We start from the raw sequence: 21,949 nt of genomic DNA, 5'->3' as shown, positions 1-21,949 counted from the left end.
ATTTTTCTTGTTTTTTATTTTTCTGACGTTACAGCAGTCTAGTCAGCCTCCGGATTTCGTGTAGTTGCATTGGCAGCCAGCTTGATGGCCGAGCGGGTCAGTGCGGGGTGAGTCTGGATCCAGGTCAAAGCACTGCCGCCAATAAAGGCGCGAGTGGCCGGTCAGCCCCGCAAAATGCTGACCAGCTCCGCCAGCCAAGGCTCGGCGTCGGTTTCCGGCGTCACGGTTTCGCTGGCATCCAGACGCAGCATCGGCAGGACTTCGCGCACGCCCAGTTCGCCGAACAATTCACGCATTTGCTCACCGCCGCCGCAGAACGTATCGCCATAGCTCGAATCGCCCAACCCGATCACCGCCCCCGGTAAACCACGCCAGAGCGCGGGCAATTGATCGCGAATCGCCGAATACAGCGGCTGCAGGTTATCCGGCAACTCGCCCATGCCGGTGGTCGAGGTCACCGCCAGAAATGCTTCGGGGCCAAAGGCCTGAACATCGGCGAGTGTCGCGCGCGGGTTGTGCCAGGTTTCAAAACCGGCGGTTTTCAAAATGTTTGCAGCGTGGCGGGCGACTTCTTCGGCCGTGCCGTACACCGAGCCGGAAAGGATGGCGACTTTCATCAATCTGATCCTGAAGCTGAGTAAAAGGCCGAGATATTAACAGCACGGCCCTTTTTGATCTTTTAGAATGCAACCTGCCAATCTATACGCAAAGGACGCAAGCGCAATTGGCCGAGACACAGGCAGAAATTGCTGCATTCAAAACGACGAACGGCTCAAACCAATCTGCGAATTAGTGGTCATTTACTACAATCACCGATGACTTTGTAATTATTCCTTTCGAGCTAAATCATGCGCGACGCACTCCTGACCCAGGATGAGCTGGATTTTATCCAGACCATGCAGCACAACCCGCAACTCAATGTGCGGGATGCGACGTCGAGCCTGCTCGTCAACGGTGGTTCGCAGATTCGTGACTTGCTCACACGCCTGGCCGCTCATGAGCAAGTCACCATCCAGGCCAATTTCGAAAATCAGCAAATGACCTTCCCGCTGCACCTGGTGGAAGATGAATTTCACGCGCTGCATCTACGCCTCGGAGTCCCGAGCATCTATGAGGACGGGCCGATGATGCGGCCATGGCGTCTGATGCTCGAAGAGCCAGTGGCGCTGGAAAATGCCAAGGGGCAACCCGGTACGATGTGGGTGCATGAAATATCGTTCAAAGGGGTCTTGCTGGAAGTTCGCAACAAAACCAAGGCACCAAAGCACTTCGCGTTGTGGTTCAGCCCGTCAGGCTATGAGCGGATTGCGTTGCGCGGCACTTTCGAACGTGAAGCCGAGCAAGGTTTCTACGCCTACGAGTTGAGCCAGAGCGATAAGGATGAAACCGAACGTCTGCGTCAGTACATCCTTCAGCAACATCGCCAGACCCATCCCGCACTGCATATCTGATCGGCCTGGCTACCCGGGCTCAGGTATCCAGGTTTCCCGCCAGGAACTGTTTCAGACGCTGGCGCATCAACACTCCCTCGTTTCCCAGACAACCGATCGACGATCCGGCCAGACTCTCCTGTGCCAGGTCCGATGCATCCCCGGCCAGTAACAGCTGACAATCCAGGCTCAAGGCCAGGCGGCTCAAACGCCGTGGCAGTTCTGGGGCAGGCAGGTGATTGGAAAACAGCACCAGCACCGCAGGTTTGCTTCTCTCGCAGACCAGTGTCAGTTCATCGAACGGCTGGCCGACAGTCAGCATCCGGATATTGGCCTCAGTGCTGCTGAGCAGTAACGCCGCGATCAACAGTTCGAGCTCGCGGCACTGACTGTCCAAGGCGCTGAGCAGCACGCGGCGTGTTTGCGTAGAGCGCATCAGCAGCAGCCGTTTCGACACTCGAGAACGCAGAAAGGCATCCAGGAACAGCCACTCGCTGACCGGGCCGAACGTCTCCTGACGCTGCAATAACCGCTTCCACAGCGGAATCAGGATGTCTTGAAACACCACCGTCTTGGGATAGCTGAAAAAGATCTGCCCATAGATTCGTTCCAGTTGAACATCGTCATAGGCACTGACGGCAGCCTGGAGCTGCTCTTGCCATTGCGCATAGTCAATCTGGACCTGTTCATCGCAGATGATCGGCGGCAGCGCTTTAAACGGCTCGGTCTTGGCCAGTATTTTTCCAACCTTGCTGACCGCGACACCACGCTCGAGCCAGCCAAGGATGCTGCGAACACGCTCAATATCAGTCATCGAATACAAGCGGTGCCCGCTTTCGGTTCGCGTGGGCAGTATCAGACCGTAGCGTCGTTCCCATGCTCGTAGTGTGACCGGGTTGACCCCCGTCAGGCGCGCCACCTCACGGATCGGAAACAGCTCTTCTCGAATCAGGGAGGTACTGCGGGGAAAGCTAGGCGCAAGGTGGGTCAGCACAGGCATCTTTGAATCTACATCCATGTAAAAATTTGGACGTATTCTAACCCGACAGCATTCAACACGTTGTTGAAAGAAGCAGGCACTGACGTTCCAGGTATAATCAGGAATAATCCTTGCTTGTCCCGAGACGCAGCCCACCACCCCGGCGCTGTGCCTGGCGAAGCTCTTATCCGGAGCGACGCGTTAGTAATATGGAGATACACAATGTCTACTTCACCCGTCACGCTGATGGTCGCGCGCCGCGTCGCCGATGGGCGTTATCAGGACCTGATGGCCTGGTTGCGCGAAGGCGAACAACTGGCCACTGACTTCCCCGGTTATCTCGGCTCTGGCGTGCTCGCTCCACCACCCGACGATAACGAATTCCAGATTATCTTCCGCTTCGCCGACGAGCAGACCATGCACGCTTGGGAGCATTCCGCCTCGCGCACGGCCTGGCTGGGGCGCGGCAGTGATTTGTTCGCCCACCCTTCGGAGCATCGGGTCAGTGGCATCGACGGTTGGTTTGGTGCGGTCGGCCAACGCCCGCCACGCTGGAAACAGGCCGTGGCCATCTGGCTGGCGTTCTTCCCGGTGTCCCTGTTGTTCAACTTTGCCTTCGGGCCGCTATTGGCTGAAACGGGTTTGCTGACCCGCGTGCTTGTCAGCACCCTGTGCCTGACGCCATTGATGGTGTATTTCTTCATTCCGCTGTCGACTCGTCTATTGGCCGGCTGGCTGCATACCCCATCTGCGCGTCCGTTGCCCGCCGAACCCTCAACCCAAAATCAATAATCCCTTTGTAGGAGCGAGGCTTGCCCGCGAAGAAGACAACCCGGTCTATTTGCCAAACCGCGTCATCGTTCTTCGCGGGCAAGCCTCGCTCCTACAGGACATAGGTGAACAACTCCCGTCGCTGGTATAGTTTTACTCTTACCGCGACGCGAGCCGTTCATGACCTCTTCCGCAGCCCCCATCCTCATCACCGGTGCCGGTCAGCGTGTCGGCCTGCACTGTGCGCAACGTTTTCTCGAAGACGGCCATCCGGTGATCTTCAGCTACCGCAGCGAACGCCCTGGTGTGCAAAACCTGCGCGATCTGGGGGCGATCGCCGTGTTCGCGGACTTTTCCAGCGAGGCCGGAATCCTCGCGTTCATCGGCGAACTGAAGAACCACACCGACAGCCTGCGGGCGATTATCCATAACGCCTCCGAATGGCTGGTCGAAACCCCAGGCACCGAAGCCGAAGCCTTTACCCGCATGTTCAGCGTGCACATGCTGGCGCCCTACCTGATCAACCTGCATTGTGCCGACTTGCTCAAACGCTCAAGCCCCGCCGACATCGTCCATATCAGCGATGACGTGACCCGCAAAGGCAGCAGCAAGCACATCGGCTACTGCGCCAGCAAAGCGGGGCTCGACAGCCTGACCCTGTCCTTTGCCGCAAAGTACGCGCCAGGCATCAAGGTCAACGGTATCGCGCCAGCCCTGTTACTGTTCAATCCCGACGACGACGCGGCGTACCGCGCCAGGGTTCTGGCCAAATCGGCACTGGGCATCGAGCCCGGCAGCGAAGTGATCTACCAGAGCCTGCGCTATTTGCTCGACAACCCTTATGTCACCGGCACGACCCTGACCGTCAACGGCGGACGGCACGTCAAATAAGTCGCCCCCGCGAGGATGTCCCATGACGTTATTCCTGCCACACAACTCCCTGTCCCAGAGCTATCGCGAGATCCTGATCGGCCTCGGTGAAAACCCCGACCGTGAAGGGCTGCAAGACACCCCGGTTCGCGCCGCCAAGGCGATGCAATACCTGTGTCATGGTTATGAACAAAGTGTCGAGGAAATCGTCAACGGCGCGTTGTTCGCCTCCGACAACGATGAAATGGTGATCGTCGACAACATCGAGCTGTACTCGCTCTGTGAACATCACATGCTGCCCTTCATCGGCAAGGCTCATGTGGCTTATATTCCAACGGGCAAGGTGCTGGGCCTGTCGAAGATTGCACGGCTTGTGGATATGTTCGCCCGCCGACTGCAAATCCAGGAAAACCTCACCCGGCAAATCGCCGACGCCGTGCACCAAGTGACCGACGCCGCTGGTGTCGCGGTGGTCATCGAAGCCCAGCACATGTGCATGATGATGCGCGGCGTCGAAAAACAGAATTCGACCATGAACACCTCGGTGATGCTCGGCGCCTTCCGCGAGTCGAGCAACACCCGCCAGGAGTTCCTGCAATTGATTGGACGGAGCAAGTAGCAATGCCACAACTTCAACCAGGAATGGCACGCATCCGGGTCAAGGACCTGTGTTTGCGGACTTTCATCGGGATCAACGAGGACGAAATCCTCAACAAGCAGGATGTGCTGATCAACCTGACCATCCTGTATGCCGCCCAGGACGCCGTGCGTGACAACGACATCGATCACGCGCTGAACTACCGCACCATCACCAAGGCGATCATCGCCCACGTGGAGGGCAATCGCTTTGCCCTGCTCGAGCGCCTGACCCAGGAGTTGCTGGACCTGGTCATGGCCAACGAGTCGGTGCTGTATGCCGAAGTCGAAGTCGACAAGCCCCACGCCTTGCGCTTCGCCGAGTCGGTATCGATTACCCTGGCCGCGAGCCGCTGACCGCGTCTGGCGCATCGGTCGCCAGGCTTTTATCATCCGCGCCACGATTTGATTGCACAGAGCCCATCATGAACGATCAACAACGCCTGGAACTTGAAGCCGCCGCCTTTCGCCGGCTGGTTGCCCACCTGGACAGCCGCAAGGACGTGCAGAACATCGACCTGATGAACCTCTCGGGTTTCTGCCGCAACTGCCTGTCCAAGTGGTACAAGGCCGCGGCCGACGAACGCCAGATCGACGTCAGCCTCGACGAAGCCCGCGAAGTGGTTTACGGCATGCCGTACGCCGAGTGGAAAGCCCAATACCAGCAAGAAGCCAGCGCCGACCAACAAGCGGCGTTCGCCAAAGGAAAACCCAATGAGTGATCTGAACACCCTGCGCACCAGCCTCAAGAGCGGCGAACATGTTTTCGCCGATACTCTGGCGTTCATCGCCGTCGGTTACGACTATCAGCCCCAAGCCTTCAATAACGGTGGTGTGGAAAACGCCGCCGGGCAAAACGAAGGTTCGTGCAAGACCCTCGGTCTGGCGCTGCTGGAAGGTTTGAGTGATGAAGAAGCACTGTTGGCATTCGGTGAGCATTACCGTTCGGTGGTTGCCACGCCTGAAGGCAGCGATCACGGCAATATCCGGGCATTGATTGCCAATGGCTTGGCCGGTGTGAAATTCACTCAGCAGCCGCTGACTCGCCGCTGATTAAAGCCCGCAAAAAACGCTCCGTGTAACACTGAACCTGTGGCGAGGGAGCTTGCTCCCGCTGGGTCGCGTAGCGGCCCAAAAAAAGAGGGACCGCTGCGCGGTCCAGCGGGAGCAAGCTCCCTCGCCACAGGTTGCGCTTTGCCTACCCCAGCTCTCATCTGATAGGCATTCGAACACATCCCGACTTTTAATATTGATCCGGCAACTTTATTTCGTTTGCCGGGCACCTCTGCTCGCGGCTTAGATAAAAAGAAGCATCCCTTCTTCAGAGTCAGCCATCCATGCGCAGCGAATCTGTCAGTCAGTCGATCTCCATCGTTCACCCCGTCAGCCTCAGCCACGGAAAAAATGCCGAGGTGTGGGACACCAATGGCAAGCGCTACATCGACTTTGTCGGAGGAATCGGCGTGCTGAACCTCGGTCATTGCCATCCGCGCATCGTCGAGGCCATTCGTGAACAAGCCACCCGGCTGACCCACTATGCGTTCAACGCAGCTCCCCATGTGCCTTACCTCGAACTGATGGATCGCCTGACCGCGTTTATTCCGGTGAATTACCCGGTCAGCGGCATGCTCACCAATAGCGGCGCCGAAGCTGCGGAAAACGCCTTGAAGATCGTCCGTGGCGCCACCGGTCGCACCGCGATCATTGCCTTTGACGGCGCCTTCCACGGCCGCACACTGGCCACTCTCAACCTCAATGGCAAAGTCGCCCCCTACAAACAGAAAGTCGGTGTGCTACCAGGGCCGGTGTATCACCTGCCCTTCCCCAGCAAAGACAATGGCGTGACCTGCGCCGAGGCCCTGAAAGCCATGGAGCGGCTGTTCAGCGTCGAGATCGACGTGGATGACGTGGCTTGTTTTATCGTCGAGCCGGTACAGGGCGAAGGCGGCTTTCTGGCGATGGACGTGGAATTCGCCCAGGCGCTGCGACGCTTGTGTGATGACAAAGGCATCCTGTTGATCGCCGATGAAATCCAGTCCGGCTTCGGCCGCACCGGCCAGCGGTTTGCGTTCTCGCGACTGGGGATTGAACCGGACCTGATCCTGCTGGGCAAAAGCATTGCCGGCGGCGTGCCGCTGGGTGCGGTTGTCGGGCGCAAGTCGCTACTCGACAACTTGCCCAAGGGCGGGTTAGGCGGGACCTACTCGGGCAATCCCATCGCCTGCGCCGCGGCGTTGGCGACCCTGGACGAAATGAGTGATGCACACCTGCACGCCTGGGGCACGCAACAGGAAGAAGCGATTGTCAGTCGCTACGAAGCCTGGCGAGCCCGCGAACTGTCACCCTATCTGGGCCGTTTGACTGGCGTTGGGGCGATGCGCGGCATCGAACTGATTAATGCCGACGGCACACCGGCCTCGGCGCAATTGACACAGCTGCTGGCCCTGGCGCGAGAGTCGGGTTTGCTGCTGATGCCCAGCGGCAAGTCGCGCCACATCATTCGGCTGCTGGCGCCATTGACCACCGAAGCGACTGTGCTGGAGGAAGGGCTGGATATTCTTGAGGCGTGCCTGCAGAAATTGGCCTGATCATAAATTCCATGCAGTCCATGTGGGAGCGGGCTTGCTCGCGAATGTGGTGTGTCAGTCGACATTCATATTGCCTGGCACATCGCATTCGCGAGCAAGCCCGCTCCCACACTGGAAATGTGATCAGGCAATAAATCGCGGGCACAAAAAAACCGGCCGAAGCCGGTTTTTTAATTTCTACGGAATCAGAACGAAGCGTTCTGCAGACCGTCGAGGTAGCGCTCGGTATCCAGTGCCGCCATGCAACCGGCGCCGGCCGAGGTGATGGCCTGACGGTAAACGTGGTCAGCCACGTCACCGGCGGCGAAGATACCTTCGACGCTGGTGGCAGTGGCGTTGCCTTCACGGCCGCCCTGTACCACCAGGTAGCCGTCTTTCAACGTCAGCTGACCTTCGAACAACGAAGTGTTCGGGGTGTGGCCGATAGCGATGAACACGCCGTCGACTTTCAGCTCGTCGAAGCTGCCGTCGTTGTTCTTCAGGCGAGCACCGGTTACGCCCATGTTGTCGCCCAGGACTTCGTCCAGAGTCGAGTTCAGCTTCAAGACGATCTTGCCTTCGGCAACTCGGGCATTGAGCTTGTCGATCAGGATTTTTTCGGCGCGGAAGGTTTCGCGACGGTGGATCAGGGTGACCTGGCTGGCGATGTTGGCCAGGTACAGGGCTTCCTCGACAGCAGTGTTACCGCCACCGACCACAGCCACTGGCTTGTTGCGGTAGAAGAAACCGTCGCAGGTCGCGCAGGCCGAAACGCCTTTGCCCATGAACGCTTCTTCCGACGGCAGCCCCAGGTACCGAGCGCTGGCGCCGGTGGCGATGATCAGTGCATCGCAGGTGTAAGTCGCACTGTCGCCAATCAAGGTGTATGGCTTGGCAGCGAAGTCCACGGCATTGATGTGATCGAACACAATCTCGGTTTCAAAGCGCTCGGCATGCTCTTTCATCCGCTCCATCAGCGCTGGGCCGGTCAGGCCGTGGACGTCGCCCGGCCAGTTGTCGACTTCGGTGGTGGTGGTCAGTTGACCGCCGGCCTGCATGCCGGTGATCAGCAGTGGCTTGAGGTTGGCACGGGCAGCATAAACTGCGGCGCTGTAACCGGCAGGGCCGGAACCGAGAATAATCACTCGCGAATGACGAACTTCAGACATGACCTGCTCCTGTTGACCGGCCCGAATCACTGGGCGCGGAACGCCGGCTTGCCGGCGGGAATAAAAAAGGACCGTTGAAAGCACTTGGGGAAGGCTTGGGCTCGACAGTCCTGTAAAAAGAATGGGTGCAGCGTATCGAGGGGGCGAAGATTAAGGAAATACGGTTTAACAATCCAGCTCATAGGCGGTCTCTATGCCGTTGCAGTGAACATATAGGCGCCTTTGTTACAGTTAATGTCGATGCCGCTACCGCGCTTTCGCCTGTCAGGTAAAGCCGGTAAGGTCGGCGCGTTTACCCTTTGCTCGGAGCACGTTATGCCCGCCCCTGTTCTGTCTGGCCCGCAATATTTACGCGAGGGCCTCAAGCTGGTCCTGAGCCCAAGCCTGCGTTTGTTCGTATTGTTGCCGCTGGCGATCAATCTGGTGCTGTTCGTCGGATTGATCTATCTGGCCAGCCATCAGTTCAGCCTGTGGGTCGATACGCTGATGCCGTCGCTGCCCGATTGGCTGAGCTTCCTCAGCTATGTCCTCTGGCCGATTTTTGTCGTGTTGGTGGTTTTGATGGTGTTCTTCACCTTCACCATGCTCGCCAATGTCATTGCCGCGCCGTTCAATGGCTTCCTCGCGGAGAAAGTCGAAGTGGTGGTGCGCGGCACCGACGACTTCCCGGCCTTCAGCTGGGGCGAACTGATCGCCATGATCCCCCGGACTTTGGCCCGGGAAATGCGCAAACTCGGCTACTTCCTGCCGCGCGCCATCGGGTTGTTCATCCTCTCGCTCATCCCCGTGGTGAACATCATCGCCGCGCCGCTGTGGCTACTGTTCGGGGTCTGGATGATGGCAATCCAGTACATCGACTACCCGGCGGATAACCACAAACTGGGCTGGAACGAGATGCTCGCCTGGCTGCGGCAGAAACGCTGGCAGAGCATGAGCTTTGGCGGGATTGTTTATCTGGTGTTGCTGATTCCGGTGGTCAACATTCTGATGATGCCGGCGGCAGTGGCTGGGGCGACGCTGTTCTGGGTGCGTGAGCGTGGGGCGGAAAACCTGGTGGCAGAGCGCCGTTAATCACGTCACAAATCCATCATTCAACCGTCACAATGACGACATGGCCTCAGCCGACACTGGGGTCATGACGACAGCTCTGCACATCACCCTGATCACCGAAACCTTCCCACCGGAAATCAACGGCGTGGCCAATACCCTTGGCCGCTTGTTCGACGGTTTGCGCGCGCGTGGCCATCAGGTCGAGTTGGTGCGGCCACGTCAGGGCTGCGATCCGCTCACGGGCAACAACGATGAGTTGCTGCTGTGCCGGGGCTGGCCGCTGCCGGGTTATCCCGGCCTGCAATGGGGTCAGTCGTCGATGCACAAGCTGTTGCGGCGCTGGAAACGGCATCGCCCGGATGTGTTGTACATCGCCACCGAAGGACCGCTGGGCTTATCGGCGTTGCGCGCGGCACGGCGCTTGGGGATTTCGGTGGTCAGCGGTTTTCACACCAATTTCCAGCAGTACTCCAGCCAGTACGGCCTCGGTCTGCTGTCGCGCCTGCTGACCCACTACCTGCGCTGGTTTCACAATCGCTCGACCCTGACCCTGGTGCCCAGCGCCAGCCAGAGACTGGAGCTGGAGCGCCGCAGTTTCCAGCGCCTGGCATTGCTCTCTCGAGGCGTCGACAGTCAGTTGTTTCATCCGGCCAAACGGCTGAAACCGCTGCGCGAGCAATGGGGACTGACCGAGGATGATATTGCCGTCATCCACGTAGGACGCCTGGCACCGGAGAAAAACCTTGGCTTGCTCAAGCGCAGTTTCGACACGCTGAAAGCCACTTATCCACAGCGAAAAATGAAATTGATTGTGGTCGGTGACGGTCCGCAAAGATCGGCGTTGGAGAGGGAATTGCCCGAGGCGATTTTCTGCGGCTCACAACGCGGCGAAGCCCTGGCCAGTCACTATGCGTCGGGAGATGTGTTTCTGTTTCCGAGCCAGACCGAAACCTTCGGCAATGTGGTGCTTGAGGCATTGGCCTCTGGGCTGGGGGTGGTGGCGTACGATCAGGCCGCGGCGGCCCAACATATTCGCCATGGCTACAACGGCGTACTGGCGATGCCCGGGGATGAACAGGCGTTCTGCGATACAGCATGTTGGCTGCTGGAGGAGCGCGAAACCTTGCGTTGCGTACGGCTCAATGCTCGCCAGCATGCGAGCCGTCAAGGCTGGGCGGCGATTATCGAGCAGTTTGAGGGGCAGTTGCGGGGGGCTTGTCACGATCCTCGTGGCGAGGGGGCTTGCCCCCGTTCGGCTGCGAAGCAGTCGTAAACCCAGCGCACACCGTGTGCCTGATGAAACATATTTTGAGGTTTCAGGGCCGCTTCGCGGCCCAACGGGGGCAAGCCCCCTCGCCACATTAAACCAGCGTCATCAACGCCTCTCGGCTGAACGGCAGAATGTCCTGCTCACGACCGTCACGCACTTTCTGCGCCCAGTCCGGGTCCACCAGCAACGCACGGCCTACCGCCACCAGATCGAATTCATCGTTGTTCAAACGTTCCAGCAGTTTTTCCAGGCTGGCCGGTTGCGCGATCTTGTCGGTGTTGACCATGAACTGCAGGAACTCGCCGTCCAGGCCGACGCTGCCGACGGTGATGGTTGGCTTGCCGGTGAGCTTGCGGGTCCAGCCGGCCAGGTTCAGCTCGGACCCGTCGAACTCAGGCTCCCAGAAACGCCGTGTCGAGCAGTGGAAAATGTCCACGCCGGCGTCGGACAATGGCTTGAGGAACTCACCCAACGCTTCCGGGGTTTGTACCAAACGCGCGGTGTAGTCCTGCTGCTTCCATTGGGAGAAACGGAAGATGATCGGGAAGCCCTCGCCGACCGCTGCACGCACCGCCTGAATCAATTCAATGGCGAAGCGCGAACGGTTCGCCAGGCTGCCACCGTATTCGTCGGTGCGCTGGTTGCTGCCTTCCCAGAAAAACTGGTCCACCAGGTAACCGTGGGCACCGTGGATTTCCACCCCGTCCATGCCGATGCTCTGAGCGTCTTTGGCTGCCTGGGCGAACGCAGCAATCACGTCCTGGATATCCTGTTGGGTCATGCCGTGAACCACGACCTGACCGTCCTTCAATTTTTCCGATGGACCGTAACCCGGCACGCTGGCATCCGGTTCGGTACCGATGCGGCGCACGCTGCCCACATGCCACAGTTGCGGAACGATTTTTCCGCCTTCGGCATGCACCGCGTCGACGACTTTCTTCCAACCGGTCAATGCCGCTTCACCGTAGAAGTGCGGCACGTTCGGATAGCCGTTGGAGGCCTTGTGACCAACAGTGGTGCCTTCGGTGATGATCAGCCCAACCCCGGCGGCGGCGCGACGACGGTAGTACTCGATCACTTTGGAATTGGGAACGCCGCCCGGCGAAAACGAACGGGTCATCGGCGCCATGACGACGCGGGTCGGCAACTCGAGAGCGCCTAGGTGAAAAGGCTTGAACAGGGCTTTGACGGGCATGGGGACGCTCCACGGGATATAGACTTTATGACGGCGATAATATGGAGAGTCGCAAGGCTTGAACAGCACTATTGATTGCGGTGATTAAGGTCTAAAAGATAGGAAACATCTGTAGGAGCGGGCAAGTCGGATCGCCGCACCGCTCGCTCCTACAGAGGGGAACTCAGCTCAGTGCTTTTTCGATCGCCTGAATCACAGCCGGATCATCCGGAGGTGTGCGCGGCGAAAACCGCGCCAGCACGCGACCGTCCTTGCCCAGCAGGAATTTCTCGAAGTTCCAGGTGATGTCGCCAGGGAATTCGGCACCTTCGCCCGCCAGCAGTCGGTACAACTGATGACGCTCATGACCGTTGACCTCCAGCTTGCTGGACAACGGAAAGGTCACGCCATAGTTGAGGCTGCAGAATGCCTGGATCTCCTCCCCGGTGCCCGGTTCCTGTCCGGCAAACTGGTTGCACGGCAAGCCCAGCACACAGAAACCCTTGTCCTTGTACTGCTGGTAGAGGTTTTCCAGCGCCGCGTACTGTGGGGTCAAACCACATTTGGAGGCAACGTTGACCACCAGCACGACGTTCCCTTTAAAGGGCGCCAGCGGAAGCTCCTGACCATCCAGGGCTGTCAATTTAAGGTCGTGAAAAGCACTCATGACGAACTCCAAATTCCCGTGTTCTTCTCGAAACAGCCACCTGACGGTGTCACCAAGGACAGCGGCGGACTAAAAAGGCGCCCTCGGGCGCCTCTCCAGCTCTCTGAGCTTAGCGCAGAAATCAGTGGTGATGGCCACCTTCGCCATGGACGTGACCATGAGCGATTTCTTCCTGGCTGGCGTCACGGATGTCGATGATCTTGACCTGGAAGTTCAGGCGCTGACCGGCCAGCGGGTGGTTGCCGTCGACGGTGACATCGTCGCCGTCCAGATCGCGAATGGTGACGATCTGCATCTGACCGTCCGGAGCGGAAGCGTGGAACTGCATGCCCACTTCCAGTTCGTCGACGCCTTCGAACATGCTGCGGCTCAGCGTGCTGACCAGTTCGGCAGCGTATTCGCCGTAGGCATCTTCAGGTTCTACGGCGACAGTCAGTTCGTCACCGACTGCTTTGCCTTCCAGTGCCTTTTCCAGGCCCGGGATAATGTTACCTGCGCCTTGCAGGTAGACCAGCGGCGCGCCGCCGGCGGAGCTGTCGATGACCTCACCAGCGTCGTTGGTCAGGGTATAGTCGATGGAGACAGCCTTATTTGCGGCGATCAGCATGGGGCGAGACCTTTTGCATAAGAAAGATGAATGTCCAAGTTTAGCGAAGCAATCGCCCGAAAGCGAACACAACCCGGACAGACGGGTGGCGGCGAAAGCCTCGACCGTCACAGGCTTTCATCAGGACGAGGATGGCCACTGGGTGGCCGAGCTTTCCTGCGGTCATACACAGCACTTGCGGCACCAGCCTCCGTGGCAATCCCGGGCCTGGGTGCTGGACCCTTTGCTGCGTAATGAAAAAATAGGCCAGCCCTTTGATTGCGGTTGGTGCGCACAAGGCTCGGTTAGCGATAACCTTGGCGACTGAAATTCGGTAGATCGTCAGATATAGATGATCGCCTGGCGGCCACGGCTGCCCACATGCACTTCCAGAGAATCCGCATGCAAACTTTTTTTATCGCGCCCACCGATTTTGGTGTGGGTCTGACCTCCATCAGCCTCGGGCTGGTGCGTACGCTTGAGCGGGCCGGTCTCAAAGTCGGCTTTTTCAAACCGATTGCCCAGCCGCACCCGGGCGACACGGGCCCTGAGCGCTCCACCGAACTGGTGGCCCGCACCCACGGCTTGAAACCGCCTCAGCCACTGGGCCTGGCCCATGTCGAGCGGATGCTCGGCGACGGCCAGCTGGACGAACTGCTCGAAGAAATCATCACCCTCTATCAGCAGGCCGCCGTCGGCAAGGACGTACTGATCGTCGAAGGCATGGTCCCGACCCGCAGCGCCAGTTACGCGGCGCGGGTCAACCTGCATTTGGCCAAGAGCCTCGACGCCGATGTGATTCTGGTCTCGGCACCGGAAAACGAAGTACTGACCGAACTGTCTGGTCGGGTCGAATTGCAGGCGCAACTGTTCGGTGGTCCGAAAGACCCGAAAGTCCTTGGCGTGATCCTCAACAAGGTCAAAGCCGACGAAAGCATGGAAGTCTTCGCTTCGCGTTTGAAAGAGCATTCGCCGTTGCTGCGCAGCGGTGATTTCCGTCTGCTCGGCTGCATCCCGTTCCAGCCGGAACTGAACGCGCCGCGCACCCGCGACGTGGCCGACCTGATGGGCGCTCAGGTGCTCAACGCCGGCGATTACGAAACCCGGCGCATGACCAAAATCATCATCTGCGCCCGCACCATGCGTAACACCGTGGAGTTGCTCAAGCCCGGTGTGCTGGTGGTAACCCCCGGCGATCGCGACGACATCATCCTGGCGGTCAGCCTCGCGGCGATGAATGGCGTGCCTCTGGCAGGCCTGTTGCTGACCAGCGACACCCTGCCCGACCCGCGCATCATGGATCTGTGCCGTGGCGCCTTGCAGGCTGGCCTGCCGGTGTTGTCGGTGAGCACCGGTTCCTACGAAACCGCCAACCAGTTGAACGGTTTGAACAAGGAAATCCCGATCGACGACCGCGAGCGTGCGGAAATCATCACCGATTTCGTCGCCAGCCACCTCGACGCCAACTGGCTGCACCAGCGCTGCGGCACGCCACGGGAAATGCGCCTGTCGCCAGCGGTGTTCCGCTATCAATTGATCCAGCGCGCCCAGGCCGCCAACAAGCGCATCGTTCTGCCGGAAGGCAGCGAGCCGTTGACCGTGCAGGCCGCAGCGATCTGCCAGGCGCGCGGCATTGCCCGTTGTGTCTTGCTGGCAAAACCGGCAGACGTCGAAGCCGTGGCCCGCGCCCAAGGCATTGAGTTGCCGCCAGGGCTGGAGATTCTCGACCCGGACCTGATCCGCGAGCGTTACGTCGAACCGATGGTCGCCTTGCGCAAAACCAAAAGCCTCAATGCGCCGATGGCCGAGCAACAACTGGAAGACACCGTGGTGATCGGCACCATGATGCTGGCGCTGGATGAAGTCGACGGCCTCGTGTCCGGGGTCATTCACTCCACCGCCAACACCATCCGCCCGGCCCTGCAGCTGATTAAAACGGCGCCGGGCTGCACGTTAGTGTCGTCGGTATTCTTCATGCTGTTTCCAGAAGAAGTTCTGGTCTACGGCGACTGCGTGATGAACCCGCACCCGAGCGCCAGCGAACTGGCCGAGATCGCCTTGCAAAGCGCCGATTCGGCAGCCGCGTTCGGCATCACTCCGCGCGTGGCAATGATCAGCTACTCCAGCGGTGAGTCGGCCAGCGGCGAAGAAGTCGAGAAGGTTCGCGAGGCCACATTACTCGCCCACGAACAGCAAAACTCGCTGCTGATCGACGGCCCGTTGCAGTACGACGCCGCTGCCAACGAAACCGTAGCCCGGCAACTGGCGCCGAACAGCCAGGTGGCCGGTCGTGCCACGGTGTTCGTGTTCCCCGACCTGAACACTGGCAACACCACCCACAAAGCCGTGCAGCGCAGCGCCGACTGCGTCAGCCTCGGGCCGATGCTGCAAGGCCTGCGCAAACCGGTGAACGACCTGCCGCGCGGCGCGCAAGTCGACGACATCGTCTACACCATCGCGTTGACCGCGATTCAAGCTGCCAACCGACCTATGGATGTTTAAATGCTGGATTTTCTACCTGCCCCCGTGCGCGGCGTGATCGCCTTGCTGTTGTTGGCACTGAACACTATTGTCTGCTGCACGCCGTTATTCATCGTGGCGATCTTCAAACTGCTGCTGCCCTTCCCCGCCGCCCAGCGTCTCACCAACTGGCTGATGGGCCACATCCACGAAACCTGGATCAGCAACAACAAAGCCTGGATGGACTTGCTGGGGCACACGCGCTGGCAGCTCAGCGGGCTGGAAGGCCTGGACTATCAGCACTCGTACCTGATTACCAGTAACCACCAGAGCTGGGTCGACATCATGGTGTTGCAGTACGTGCTCAACCGTCGCATCCGCCCGCTGAAGTTCTTCCTCAAACAGGAACTGATCTGGGTGCCGGTGATCGGTCTGGCATGGTGGGCGCTGGGCTTTCCGTTCATGAAGCGGTATTCCAAGGCCTATCTGGAAAAGCATCCAGAGAAAAAAGGCAAAGACCTGGAAACCACCCGCAAGACGTGCGACAAATTCCGCAATAACCCGGTGGGGATTTTCAACTTCGTCGAAGGCACGCGCTTCACCGAGGGTAAACACGTACAGCAGAGCTCACCGTTCCGCTACCTGCTCAAGCCGAAAGCGGGCGGCATTGCGTTCGTGCTGGATGCCATGGGCGACCAGCTGGAAGCCATCGTCAATGTGACCATCCACTATCCGGCGGGGCGTCCGGGTTATTGGGATTTGCTCTGTGGGAACGTTAAGGATGTGGTGGTGCACTTTCAGGAACTGAAAATTCCACCGCAGTTCGTCGGTAAAAACTACGACCAGGATAGTGTGTATCGCCTGGAGTTTCAGGGTTGGATCAATCAGCTGTGGAATGACAAGGATGCGCTGCTGAGGCAGATGCACCGCGAGTATCCCGCCAAGGTTTGAGGTGCCTGTACCGGCCTCTTCGCGGGCAAGCCTCGCTCCTACAGTTTTTGGACGATCGCACCATGGCCCGACGTTAACCTGTAGGAGCGAGGCTTGCCCGCGAAGGCGTGCTCCCAGACACAAAAAAACCCGCAGACGATCACTCATCTGCGGGTTTTTTATTTTCAGCTAACGCTTAGATCGCGCCACACTTACGCAGCAGATCCAGCACTTGCTTGACGCTTTCTTCCACCGACAGCGACTGGGTGTCGATCACCAGATCGGCATTCAGCGGCACGTCGTACGGGAAAGATTCGCCCGGGATGTTGTCGCCACCCGCCGCGTACAGGCCTTGTGGGTCACGCTCGGCACAAACCGTCGGCGAGGCCTGGACGTAGACCGTCAGCAGACGCTCCTTGCCGATCAGCTCCCTGGCCTGCTCACGACCTTCGGCACTCGGCGCAACGAAGGCTGCCAAAGTCAGCAGACCGGCTTCGTTGAACTGACGCGCAACGTGCGCCGCACGACGCCAGTTCTCGGTACGCCCGGCGCGATCGTTGGGCAGGCCTTTGTTCAGGTCATGACGCAGGTTCTGGCCATCAAGTACAAACACTGCACGGCCCAGGTCGAACAGCTTGCGTTCAACCGCGTAGGCCAGGGTGCTTTTGCCAGCGCCCGACAAGCCGCTGAACAACACAGTGGCCGGCTGCTGACCGAAACGCTGGGCGCGTTCTTCGGTGGCCACGTGAGCCAGTTTGCCGTGGTGGGTGCTGCTGCCATGGCTCAACGGCTGGGCGATGATCATGCCGGCCGCGACCGTGCCGTTGGTCAAACGATCGATGACAATGAACGAACCGGTGGTGCGGTTGCTGTCGTAACCGTCCAGCGCGATGGCCGCGTCGAGGCTGATCTTGACCTTACCGATCTCGTTCAGCTGCAGCGAGCTGGCAGGGCCTTCGGCCAACGTGTTCACGTCCACGCGATTGACGATGCTGGTGATCGAACCCGGCACGTAAGTCGTGGCGCGCTTGATGTCGTATTTCTTGCCCGGCAGCATCGGCTCTTCGGCCATCCACACCAGCATGGCGTCGAAGGCGTCGGTCACTTGCGGCTGGTTGTCGGCATGCACCAGCAAGTCGCCGCGGGAGATGTCGATCTCGTCTTCCATGGTCAGCGTCACCGCTTGACCAGGACCTGCATGCTCCAGCTCACCTTCGAAGGTGACAATGGATTTCACGCGGCTGCTCTTGCCCGACGGCAACACAACGACTTCGTCGCCCTTGTGCACGATGCCGCTGGCCAGGGTGCCGGCGAAACCACGGAAGTTCAGGTTCGGACGGCTGACGTACTGCACCGGGAAACGCAGGTCGGTGTAGTTGCGGTCGCTGGCGATTTCGACGGTTTCCAGGATTTCCATCAGCGACTGGCCGGTGTACCACGGCGAGCGCTCGGACTTGTTCACCACGTTGTCGCCCTTCAACGCCGACATTGGCACGAACGCCATGGTGGTCGGCTTGAACGCGATGCCTTCGGCGAACTTCAGGTAATCGGCCTTGATCGACTCGAACACGCTTTCGTCGAAGCCGTTGAGGTCCATCTTGTTGATGGCGACAACGATGTGCTTGATGCCCAGCAACGAGGCGATAAAGCTGTGGCGACGGGTCTGGGTCTGCACGCCATAACGAGCGTCGACCAGGATGATCGCCAGGTCACAGGTGGATGCACCGGTGGCCATGTTGCGGGTGTACTGCTCATGGCCAGGGGTATCGGCAATGATGAATTTGCGCTTGGCGGTGGAGAAATACCGGTAGGCGACATCGATGGTGATGCCCTGCTCACGCTCGGCCTGCAAGCCGTCGACCAGCAACGCCAGGTCGATGTCTTCGCCAGTGGTGCCGACTTTTTTCGAATCGCGGGTAATGGCTTCCAGATGATCTTCGTAGATCATTTTGGAGTCGTGCAGCAGGCGCCCGATCAGGGTGCTCTTGCCGTCATCGACGTTGCCACAGGTCAGAAAGCGCAGCATTTCCTTGCGTTCGTGCTGGCCCAGGTAGGCGAGGATGTCCTCGCTGATCAAATCAGATGCGTGCGACATGACAACCCCTTAGAAATAACCCTGACGTTTCTTTTCTTCCATCGAACCTGCGCCATCGTGATCGATGACTCGGCCCTGGCGTTCGGAAGTTCGCGTCAGGAGCATTTCCTGAATGATGTCGGTCAGGCTGGTGGCCTCGGACTCGACCGCACCGGTCAACGGGTAGTCGCCCAGCGTACGGAAACGGACCTTTTTCTTGACGATGCGCGCCTTGTCTTCGTCGCTCAGGTGATTGAGCAGGCGCTCGTCGTCGATCATGATCCAGGTGCCGTTCATCTCGATGACATCGCGTTCGGCCGCGAAATACAGCGGCACGATCGGGATGCCTTCAAGGTAGATGTACTGCCAGATGTCCAGTTCGGTCCAATTCGACAACGGGAATACGCGGATCGATTCGCCCTTGTTGACCTTGCCGTTGTAGACGTTCCACAGCTCCGGGCGCTGGTTTTTCGGGTCCCAGCGGTGCTTGGTGTCGCGGAAGGAATACACGCGCTCTTTGGCGCGGGATTTCTCTTCGTCGCGACGGGCGCCACCGAATGCGGCGTCGAAGCCGTACTTGTCGAGGGCCTGTTTGAGGCCTTCGGTCTTCATGATGTCGGTGTGCTTGGCACTGCCGTGAGTGAGCGGGTTGATGCCCTGCGCAACACCCTCGGGATTCACGTGCACCAGCAGGTCCAGGCCGAGTTCTTCGACCATGCGGTCGCGGAACGCGTACATTTCCTTGAACTTCCACTGGGTGTCGACGTGCATCACCGGAAACGGAAGTTTGCCCGGGAAGAATGCCTTGCGTGCCAGGTGCAGCATCACGGCGGAGTCTTTACCGACGGAGTACAGCATCACCGGGTTATCGAACTCGGCGGCGACCTCGCGGATGATGTGGATGCTTTCGGCCTCCAGCTGTTTCAGATGCGTCAGTTTGTCGACCATGGCTACTCACGAAAACGATCTTATGGACGGCCTGCGGGCCGTGTTCGAGCGGGGAATCCTAGCACAGCGCCCTCTTCTAATCAGGACGGCGGCTAGATCGAAAGGGTATATGAATATACCCCCTCGTTTGGGGCTTCTTCCCTGTAGGAGCGAGGCTTGCCCGCGAAGAACGAGAACGCGGTGCATCAGCCATACCGCGTTATCGTTCTTCGCGGGCAAGCCTCGCTCCTACAGGGCAACCCCATTCAGTTCTGAAATCAGATGGGATTCGGGCAATCGATGAAGATGTGCTCGAGGGCGAAACGTCGCGCCAGGTAATCGCCCAACGCCTGCACACCGTAACGCTCGGTGGCGTGGTGACCGGCGGCGATGAAGCTGATGTCGTTTTCCCGGGCGCTGTGGAACGTCTGCTCGGAGGCTTCGCCGCTGAGGTACAGATCGACGCCAGCCAACACCGCCTGATCAATGTAACCCTGGCCGCCACCGGTGCACCAGCCGACCCGACGAATCATCTCGCTGCCTTCGATCAGCAATGGCTCACGCCCCATGACTTCCTGCACGCGCCGGGCGAAATCGCGAGGGGTCATCGGTTCGTTCAACGAGCCGACCAGGCCAACGACTTTCAGATTGTCCGGGTCCAGCGGGCCTTCGACAGTAATGTCCAGTTGCCGGGCAAGCTGCACGTTGTTCCCGACTTCCGGGTGCAGATCCAGCGGCAAGTGATAGGACAGCAAGCTGATATCGTGCTTGAGCAGGGTTTTCAACCGGCGCTGCTTCATGCCAGTGATGCACGGATTCTCGCCTTTCCAGAAATAGCCGTGATGCACCAGCACCAGATCGGCCTGGGCCTCCACCGCAGCGTCCAGCAACGCCTGGCTGGCGGTGACGCCGCTGACGATGCGCATCACTTGCGGCCGGCCTTCGACCTGCAAACCGTTGGGGCAGTAATCGGCGATCCTGGGACTGGCAAGGTAGCGGTCGGCTTCTTCGACCAGGGTGCTCAGGGCGACGGCCATAAAAGACTCCTAAATATCCCGTTCAGAGGCGCGCGCGGCCTCGTATAATGCGCGACATTATGGGCGGTCTCACACTGCCTGCAACCTCCGTAGGACGTGCTTAATGCTCAAGGCGCTGCGTTTTTCCGGCTGGCCACTGTTGGCCGGCGTGCTTATCGCTCTATTGATTATGCAGCGTTACCCGCAGTGGGTCGGGCTACCGAGCCTGGACGTCAATCTGCAGCAAGCTCCGCAAACCATCGGTCTGCAGCAGGGCCCAGTGTCTTATGCCGACGCGGTGACCACGGCCGCGCCGTCGGTGGTCAACCTGTACACCACCAAAGTGGTCAACAAGCCCAGCCATCCGCTGTTCGAGGATCCGCAGTTCCGCCGCTTCTTCGGCGACAACTCGCCCAAGCAGAAACGCATGGAATCGAGCCTTGGTTCGGGCGTCATCATGAGCCCGGAAGGTTACCTGCTGACCAATAACCACGTGACCAGCGGTGCCGACCAGATCGTGGTGGCGCTCAAGGATGGCCGTGAAACCCTGGCCCGGGTCATCGGCAGCGACCCGGAAACCGACCTCGCGGTATTGAAGATCGACCTGAAAAACCTGCCGTCGATCACCGTCGGCCGTTCCGACAACATTCGCATCGGCGACGTGGCCCTGGCCATCGGCAACCCGTTCGGCGTCGGCCAGACCGTGACCATGGGCATCATCAGCGCCACCGGGCGTAATCAGCTCGGGCTGAACAACTACGAAGACTTCATCCAGACCGACGCCGCCATCAACCCCGGCAACTCCGGTGGCGCGCTGGTGGATGCCAATGGCAACCTGACCGGTATCAACACGGCGATCTTCTCCAAGTCCGGCGGCTCTCAGGGCATTGGCTTCGCGATCCCGGTCAAGCTGGCGATGGAAGTGATGAAGTCGATCATCGAACACGGCCAGGTGATTCGCGGCTGGCTCGGCATTGAAGTGCAACCGTTGAGTCAGGAACTGGCGGAGTCGTTTGGTCTGTCGGGACGTCCGGGAATTGTGGTCGCGGGGATTTTCCGTGACGGCCCGGCGCAGAAGGCCGGCCTGCAACTGGGAGACGTGATCCTCAGCATCGACGGTGAACCGGCCGGCGACGGTCGCCGCTCGATGAACCAGGTGGCGCGAATCAAGCCGACCGACAAGGTCACGATCCAGGTCATGCGCAACGGTAAAGAGCTCAAGCTCACGGCAGAAATCGGTCTGCGTCCACCACCTGCGCCAATCAAGGAAAAAGAAGGAGAGTAAGCCGCAGAAGCTGCTTTTGGTGGGAACGGGCTTGCTCGCGAAGGTGGTGTGTCAGTCGACACCAATGTTGAGTGTCAGTCCGTTTTCG

At 59.4% G+C, this 21,949-nt stretch carries 23 protein-coding genes; 14 read left to right on the top strand and 9 right to left on the bottom strand.

Annotated elements, in window-relative coordinates:
- Positions 1–161 precede the first annotated feature (161 nt).
- Positions 162–617, bottom strand: coding sequence for a flavodoxin (locus ACA044_RS04695; protein WP_497445354.1), 456 nt, complete (start codon positions 615–617; stop codon positions 162–164).
- A gap of 228 nt (positions 618–845) precedes the next feature.
- Between ACA044_RS04695 and ACA044_RS04690 the strand changes: the two genes are divergently transcribed.
- A complete protein-coding gene (locus ACA044_RS04690) occupies positions 846–1,451 on the top strand; it encodes a hypothetical protein (RefSeq protein ID WP_497447164.1) in 606 nt (201 codons plus the stop codon).
- A 19-nt stretch (positions 1,452–1,470) separates the two neighbouring features.
- On the opposite strand, the gene ACA044_RS04685 is transcribed toward ACA044_RS04690, so the two are convergent.
- Entirely contained in the window at positions 1,471–2,430 is a 960-nt protein-coding gene (locus ACA044_RS04685; protein WP_497445353.1) for a MerR family transcriptional regulator, read from the bottom strand.
- Positions 2,431–2,631: 201 nt separating this feature from the next.
- Here ACA044_RS04685 and ACA044_RS04680 point away from each other — a divergent pair, with 201 nt between their 5' ends.
- The 7 genes from ACA044_RS04680 to ACA044_RS04650 all read left to right on the top strand — a co-directional run bounded on the left by ACA044_RS04680 (position 2,632) and on the right by ACA044_RS04650 (position 7,274).
- Positions 2,632–3,201 (top strand): antibiotic biosynthesis monooxygenase, encoded by a 570-nt coding sequence (locus tag ACA044_RS04680; protein ID WP_497445352.1) that lies wholly within the window; start codon positions 2,632–2,634, stop codon positions 3,199–3,201.
- A 159-nt stretch (positions 3,202–3,360) separates the two neighbouring features.
- A complete protein-coding gene (gene folM, locus ACA044_RS04675; RefSeq protein ID WP_497445351.1) occupies positions 3,361–4,071 on the top strand; it encodes a dihydromonapterin reductase in 711 nt (236 codons plus the stop codon).
- Between the two features lie 22 nt (positions 4,072–4,093).
- Positions 4,094–4,669, top strand: a complete 576-nt coding sequence (gene folE / locus ACA044_RS04670) for a GTP cyclohydrolase I FolE (protein WP_497445350.1) — start codon at positions 4,094–4,096, stop codon at positions 4,667–4,669.
- 2 nt (positions 4,670–4,671) lie between these two features.
- Positions 4,672–5,043: a dihydroneopterin triphosphate 2'-epimerase gene (folX, locus tag ACA044_RS04665; protein ID WP_105340102.1), complete on the top strand. Its 372-nt coding sequence runs from the start codon at positions 4,672–4,674 to the stop codon at positions 5,041–5,043.
- Between the two features lie 68 nt (positions 5,044–5,111).
- Positions 5,112–5,408: a DUF1244 domain-containing protein gene (locus tag ACA044_RS04660; protein WP_497445349.1), complete on the top strand. Its 297-nt coding sequence runs from the start codon at positions 5,112–5,114 to the stop codon at positions 5,406–5,408.
- Positions 5,401–5,739, top strand: coding sequence for a HopJ type III effector protein (locus ACA044_RS04655; protein ID WP_497445348.1), 339 nt, complete (start codon positions 5,401–5,403; stop codon positions 5,737–5,739). The genes ACA044_RS04660 and ACA044_RS04655 overlap by 8 nt, the downstream gene beginning before the upstream one ends.
- Before the next feature lie 284 nt (positions 5,740–6,023).
- Positions 6,024–7,274 carry a 2-aminoadipate transaminase gene (locus tag ACA044_RS04650; protein WP_497445347.1) on the top strand — a complete coding sequence of 417 codons (1,251 nt, stop codon included), beginning with the start codon at positions 6,024–6,026 and terminating at the stop codon, positions 7,272–7,274.
- Positions 7,275–7,459: 185 nt separating this feature from the next.
- On the opposite strand, the gene trxB is transcribed toward ACA044_RS04650, so the two are convergent.
- On the bottom strand, positions 7,460–8,422 hold the full coding sequence (trxB, locus tag ACA044_RS04645; protein WP_497445346.1) for a thioredoxin-disulfide reductase: 963 nt from the start codon (positions 8,420–8,422) through the stop codon (positions 7,460–7,462).
- A gap of 315 nt (positions 8,423–8,737) precedes the next feature.
- Between trxB and cysZ the strand changes: the two genes are divergently transcribed.
- Complete coding sequence (gene cysZ / locus ACA044_RS04640) at positions 8,738–9,493, top strand: sulfate transporter CysZ (RefSeq protein WP_497445345.1); 756 nt, start codon at positions 8,738–8,740, stop codon at positions 9,491–9,493.
- Between the two features lie 40 nt (positions 9,494–9,533).
- On the top strand, positions 9,534–10,745 hold the full coding sequence (locus ACA044_RS04635; RefSeq protein ID WP_497445344.1) for a glycosyltransferase family 4 protein: 1,212 nt from the start codon (positions 9,534–9,536) through the stop codon (positions 10,743–10,745).
- A gap of 88 nt (positions 10,746–10,833) precedes the next feature.
- Here ACA044_RS04635 and ACA044_RS04630 read toward each other — a convergent pair whose 3' ends face one another.
- The 3 genes from ACA044_RS04630 to ACA044_RS04620 form a co-directional block, all read right to left on the bottom strand.
- Positions 10,834–11,937 (bottom strand): NADH:flavin oxidoreductase, encoded by a 1,104-nt coding sequence (locus ACA044_RS04630; protein ID WP_497445343.1) that lies wholly within the window; start codon positions 11,935–11,937, stop codon positions 10,834–10,836.
- 163 nt (positions 11,938–12,100) lie between these two features.
- A complete protein-coding gene (locus tag ACA044_RS04625; RefSeq protein ID WP_497445342.1) occupies positions 12,101–12,583 on the bottom strand; it encodes a glutathione peroxidase in 483 nt (160 codons plus the stop codon).
- A 121-nt stretch (positions 12,584–12,704) separates the two neighbouring features.
- A complete protein-coding gene (locus ACA044_RS04620; RefSeq protein ID WP_007901600.1) occupies positions 12,705–13,190 on the bottom strand; it encodes an FKBP-type peptidyl-prolyl cis-trans isomerase in 486 nt (161 codons plus the stop codon).
- Here ACA044_RS04620 and ACA044_RS04615 point away from each other — a divergent pair.
- The 3 genes from ACA044_RS04615 to yihG all read left to right on the top strand — a co-directional run bounded on the left by ACA044_RS04615 (position 13,159) and on the right by yihG (position 16,580).
- Positions 13,159–13,497, top strand: coding sequence for a DUF3565 domain-containing protein (locus tag ACA044_RS04615; RefSeq protein ID WP_497445341.1), 339 nt, complete (start codon positions 13,159–13,161; stop codon positions 13,495–13,497). The two genes, ACA044_RS04620 and ACA044_RS04615, sit on opposite strands and share 32 nt — an antisense overlap.
- A gap of 74 nt (positions 13,498–13,571) precedes the next feature.
- Positions 13,572–15,671, top strand: a complete 2,100-nt coding sequence (pta, locus tag ACA044_RS04610) for a phosphate acetyltransferase (protein WP_497445340.1) — start codon at positions 13,572–13,574, stop codon at positions 15,669–15,671.
- Entirely contained in the window at positions 15,672–16,580 is a 909-nt protein-coding gene (gene yihG / locus ACA044_RS04605; protein WP_497445339.1) for a 1-acylglycerol-3-phosphate O-acyltransferase, YihG family, read from the top strand. It begins immediately after the preceding gene.
- A 175-nt stretch (positions 16,581–16,755) separates the two neighbouring features.
- Here the strand turns inward: yihG and cysN are convergent, their stop codons facing one another.
- From cysN to ACA044_RS04590, 3 genes are all read right to left on the bottom strand, one after another.
- On the bottom strand, positions 16,756–18,654 hold the full coding sequence (cysN, locus tag ACA044_RS04600; RefSeq protein WP_497445338.1) for a sulfate adenylyltransferase subunit CysN: 1,899 nt from the start codon (positions 18,652–18,654) through the stop codon (positions 16,756–16,758).
- Between the two features lie 9 nt (positions 18,655–18,663).
- Entirely contained in the window at positions 18,664–19,581 is a 918-nt protein-coding gene (cysD, locus tag ACA044_RS04595) for a sulfate adenylyltransferase subunit CysD (RefSeq protein WP_008008639.1), read from the bottom strand.
- A 257-nt stretch (positions 19,582–19,838) separates the two neighbouring features.
- The gene (locus ACA044_RS04590) at positions 19,839–20,597 is read right to left on the bottom strand and encodes a Nif3-like dinuclear metal center hexameric protein (protein ID WP_497445337.1); all 759 of its coding nucleotides are present in this window, start codon (positions 20,595–20,597) and stop codon (positions 19,839–19,841) included.
- 103 nt (positions 20,598–20,700) lie between these two features.
- Between ACA044_RS04590 and algW the strand changes: the two genes are divergently transcribed.
- Entirely contained in the window at positions 20,701–21,861 is a 1,161-nt protein-coding gene (gene algW / locus ACA044_RS04585) for a Do family serine endopeptidase AlgW (protein ID WP_497445336.1), read from the top strand.
- The last annotated feature ends 88 nt before the right edge of the window (positions 21,862–21,949 follow it).

The sequence above is a fragment of the Pseudomonas sp. LBUM1673 genome (assembly GCF_059695645.1).
Note: the sequence above shows the minus strand (reverse complement) of the source record. Positions and strands in the feature narration are given on the sequence as shown.

What these genes read in the sequence shown, in the direction of transcription:
- folM (WP_497445351.1), top strand. Translation starts at nt 3,361, where the DNA reads ATGACCTCTTCCGCAGCCCCCATCCTCATCACCGGTGCCGGTCAGCGT.
- ACA044_RS04630 (WP_497445343.1), bottom strand. Translation starts at nt 11,937, where the DNA reads ATGCCCGTCAAAGCCCTGTTCAAGCCTTTTCACCTAGGCGCTCTCGAG.
- algW (WP_497445336.1), top strand. Translation starts at nt 20,701, where the DNA reads ATGCTCAAGGCGCTGCGTTTTTCCGGCTGGCCACTGTTGGCCGGCGTG.
- pta (WP_497445340.1), top strand. Translation starts at nt 13,572, where the DNA reads ATGCAAACTTTTTTTATCGCGCCCACCGATTTTGGTGTGGGTCTGACC.
- ACA044_RS04685 (WP_497445353.1), bottom strand. Translation starts at nt 2,430, where the DNA reads ATGCCTGTGCTGACCCACCTTGCGCCTAGCTTTCCCCGCAGTACCTCC.
- ACA044_RS04635 (WP_497445344.1), top strand. Translation starts at nt 9,534, where the DNA reads ATGGCCTCAGCCGACACTGGGGTCATGACGACAGCTCTGCACATCACC.
- folX (WP_105340102.1), top strand. Translation starts at nt 4,672, where the DNA reads ATGCCACAACTTCAACCAGGAATGGCACGCATCCGGGTCAAGGACCTG.
- ACA044_RS04660 (WP_497445349.1), top strand. Translation starts at nt 5,112, where the DNA reads ATGAACGATCAACAACGCCTGGAACTTGAAGCCGCCGCCTTTCGCCGG.
- yihG (WP_497445339.1), top strand. Translation starts at nt 15,672, where the DNA reads ATGCTGGATTTTCTACCTGCCCCCGTGCGCGGCGTGATCGCCTTGCTG.
- ACA044_RS04655 (WP_497445348.1), top strand. Translation starts at nt 5,401, where the DNA reads ATGAGTGATCTGAACACCCTGCGCACCAGCCTCAAGAGCGGCGAACAT.
- ACA044_RS04620 (WP_007901600.1), bottom strand. Translation starts at nt 13,190, where the DNA reads ATGCTGATCGCCGCAAATAAGGCTGTCTCCATCGACTATACCCTGACC.
- ACA044_RS04590 (WP_497445337.1), bottom strand. Translation starts at nt 20,597, where the DNA reads ATGGCCGTCGCCCTGAGCACCCTGGTCGAAGAAGCCGACCGCTACCTT.
- cysZ (WP_497445345.1), top strand. Translation starts at nt 8,738, where the DNA reads ATGCCCGCCCCTGTTCTGTCTGGCCCGCAATATTTACGCGAGGGCCTC.
- ACA044_RS04615 (WP_497445341.1), top strand. Translation starts at nt 13,159, where the DNA reads ATGGAGACAGCCTTATTTGCGGCGATCAGCATGGGGCGAGACCTTTTG.
- cysN (WP_497445338.1), bottom strand. Translation starts at nt 18,654, where the DNA reads ATGTCGCACGCATCTGATTTGATCAGCGAGGACATCCTCGCCTACCTG.
- ACA044_RS04650 (WP_497445347.1), top strand. Translation starts at nt 6,024, where the DNA reads ATGCGCAGCGAATCTGTCAGTCAGTCGATCTCCATCGTTCACCCCGTC.
- folE (WP_497445350.1), top strand. Translation starts at nt 4,094, where the DNA reads ATGACGTTATTCCTGCCACACAACTCCCTGTCCCAGAGCTATCGCGAG.
- ACA044_RS04680 (WP_497445352.1), top strand. Translation starts at nt 2,632, where the DNA reads ATGTCTACTTCACCCGTCACGCTGATGGTCGCGCGCCGCGTCGCCGAT.
- trxB (WP_497445346.1), bottom strand. Translation starts at nt 8,422, where the DNA reads ATGTCTGAAGTTCGTCATTCGCGAGTGATTATTCTCGGTTCCGGCCCT.
- ACA044_RS04625 (WP_497445342.1), bottom strand. Translation starts at nt 12,583, where the DNA reads ATGAGTGCTTTTCACGACCTTAAATTGACAGCCCTGGATGGTCAGGAG.
- cysD (WP_008008639.1), bottom strand. Translation starts at nt 19,581, where the DNA reads ATGGTCGACAAACTGACGCATCTGAAACAGCTGGAGGCCGAAAGCATC.
- ACA044_RS04695 (WP_497445354.1), bottom strand. Translation starts at nt 617, where the DNA reads ATGAAAGTCGCCATCCTTTCCGGCTCGGTGTACGGCACGGCCGAAGAA.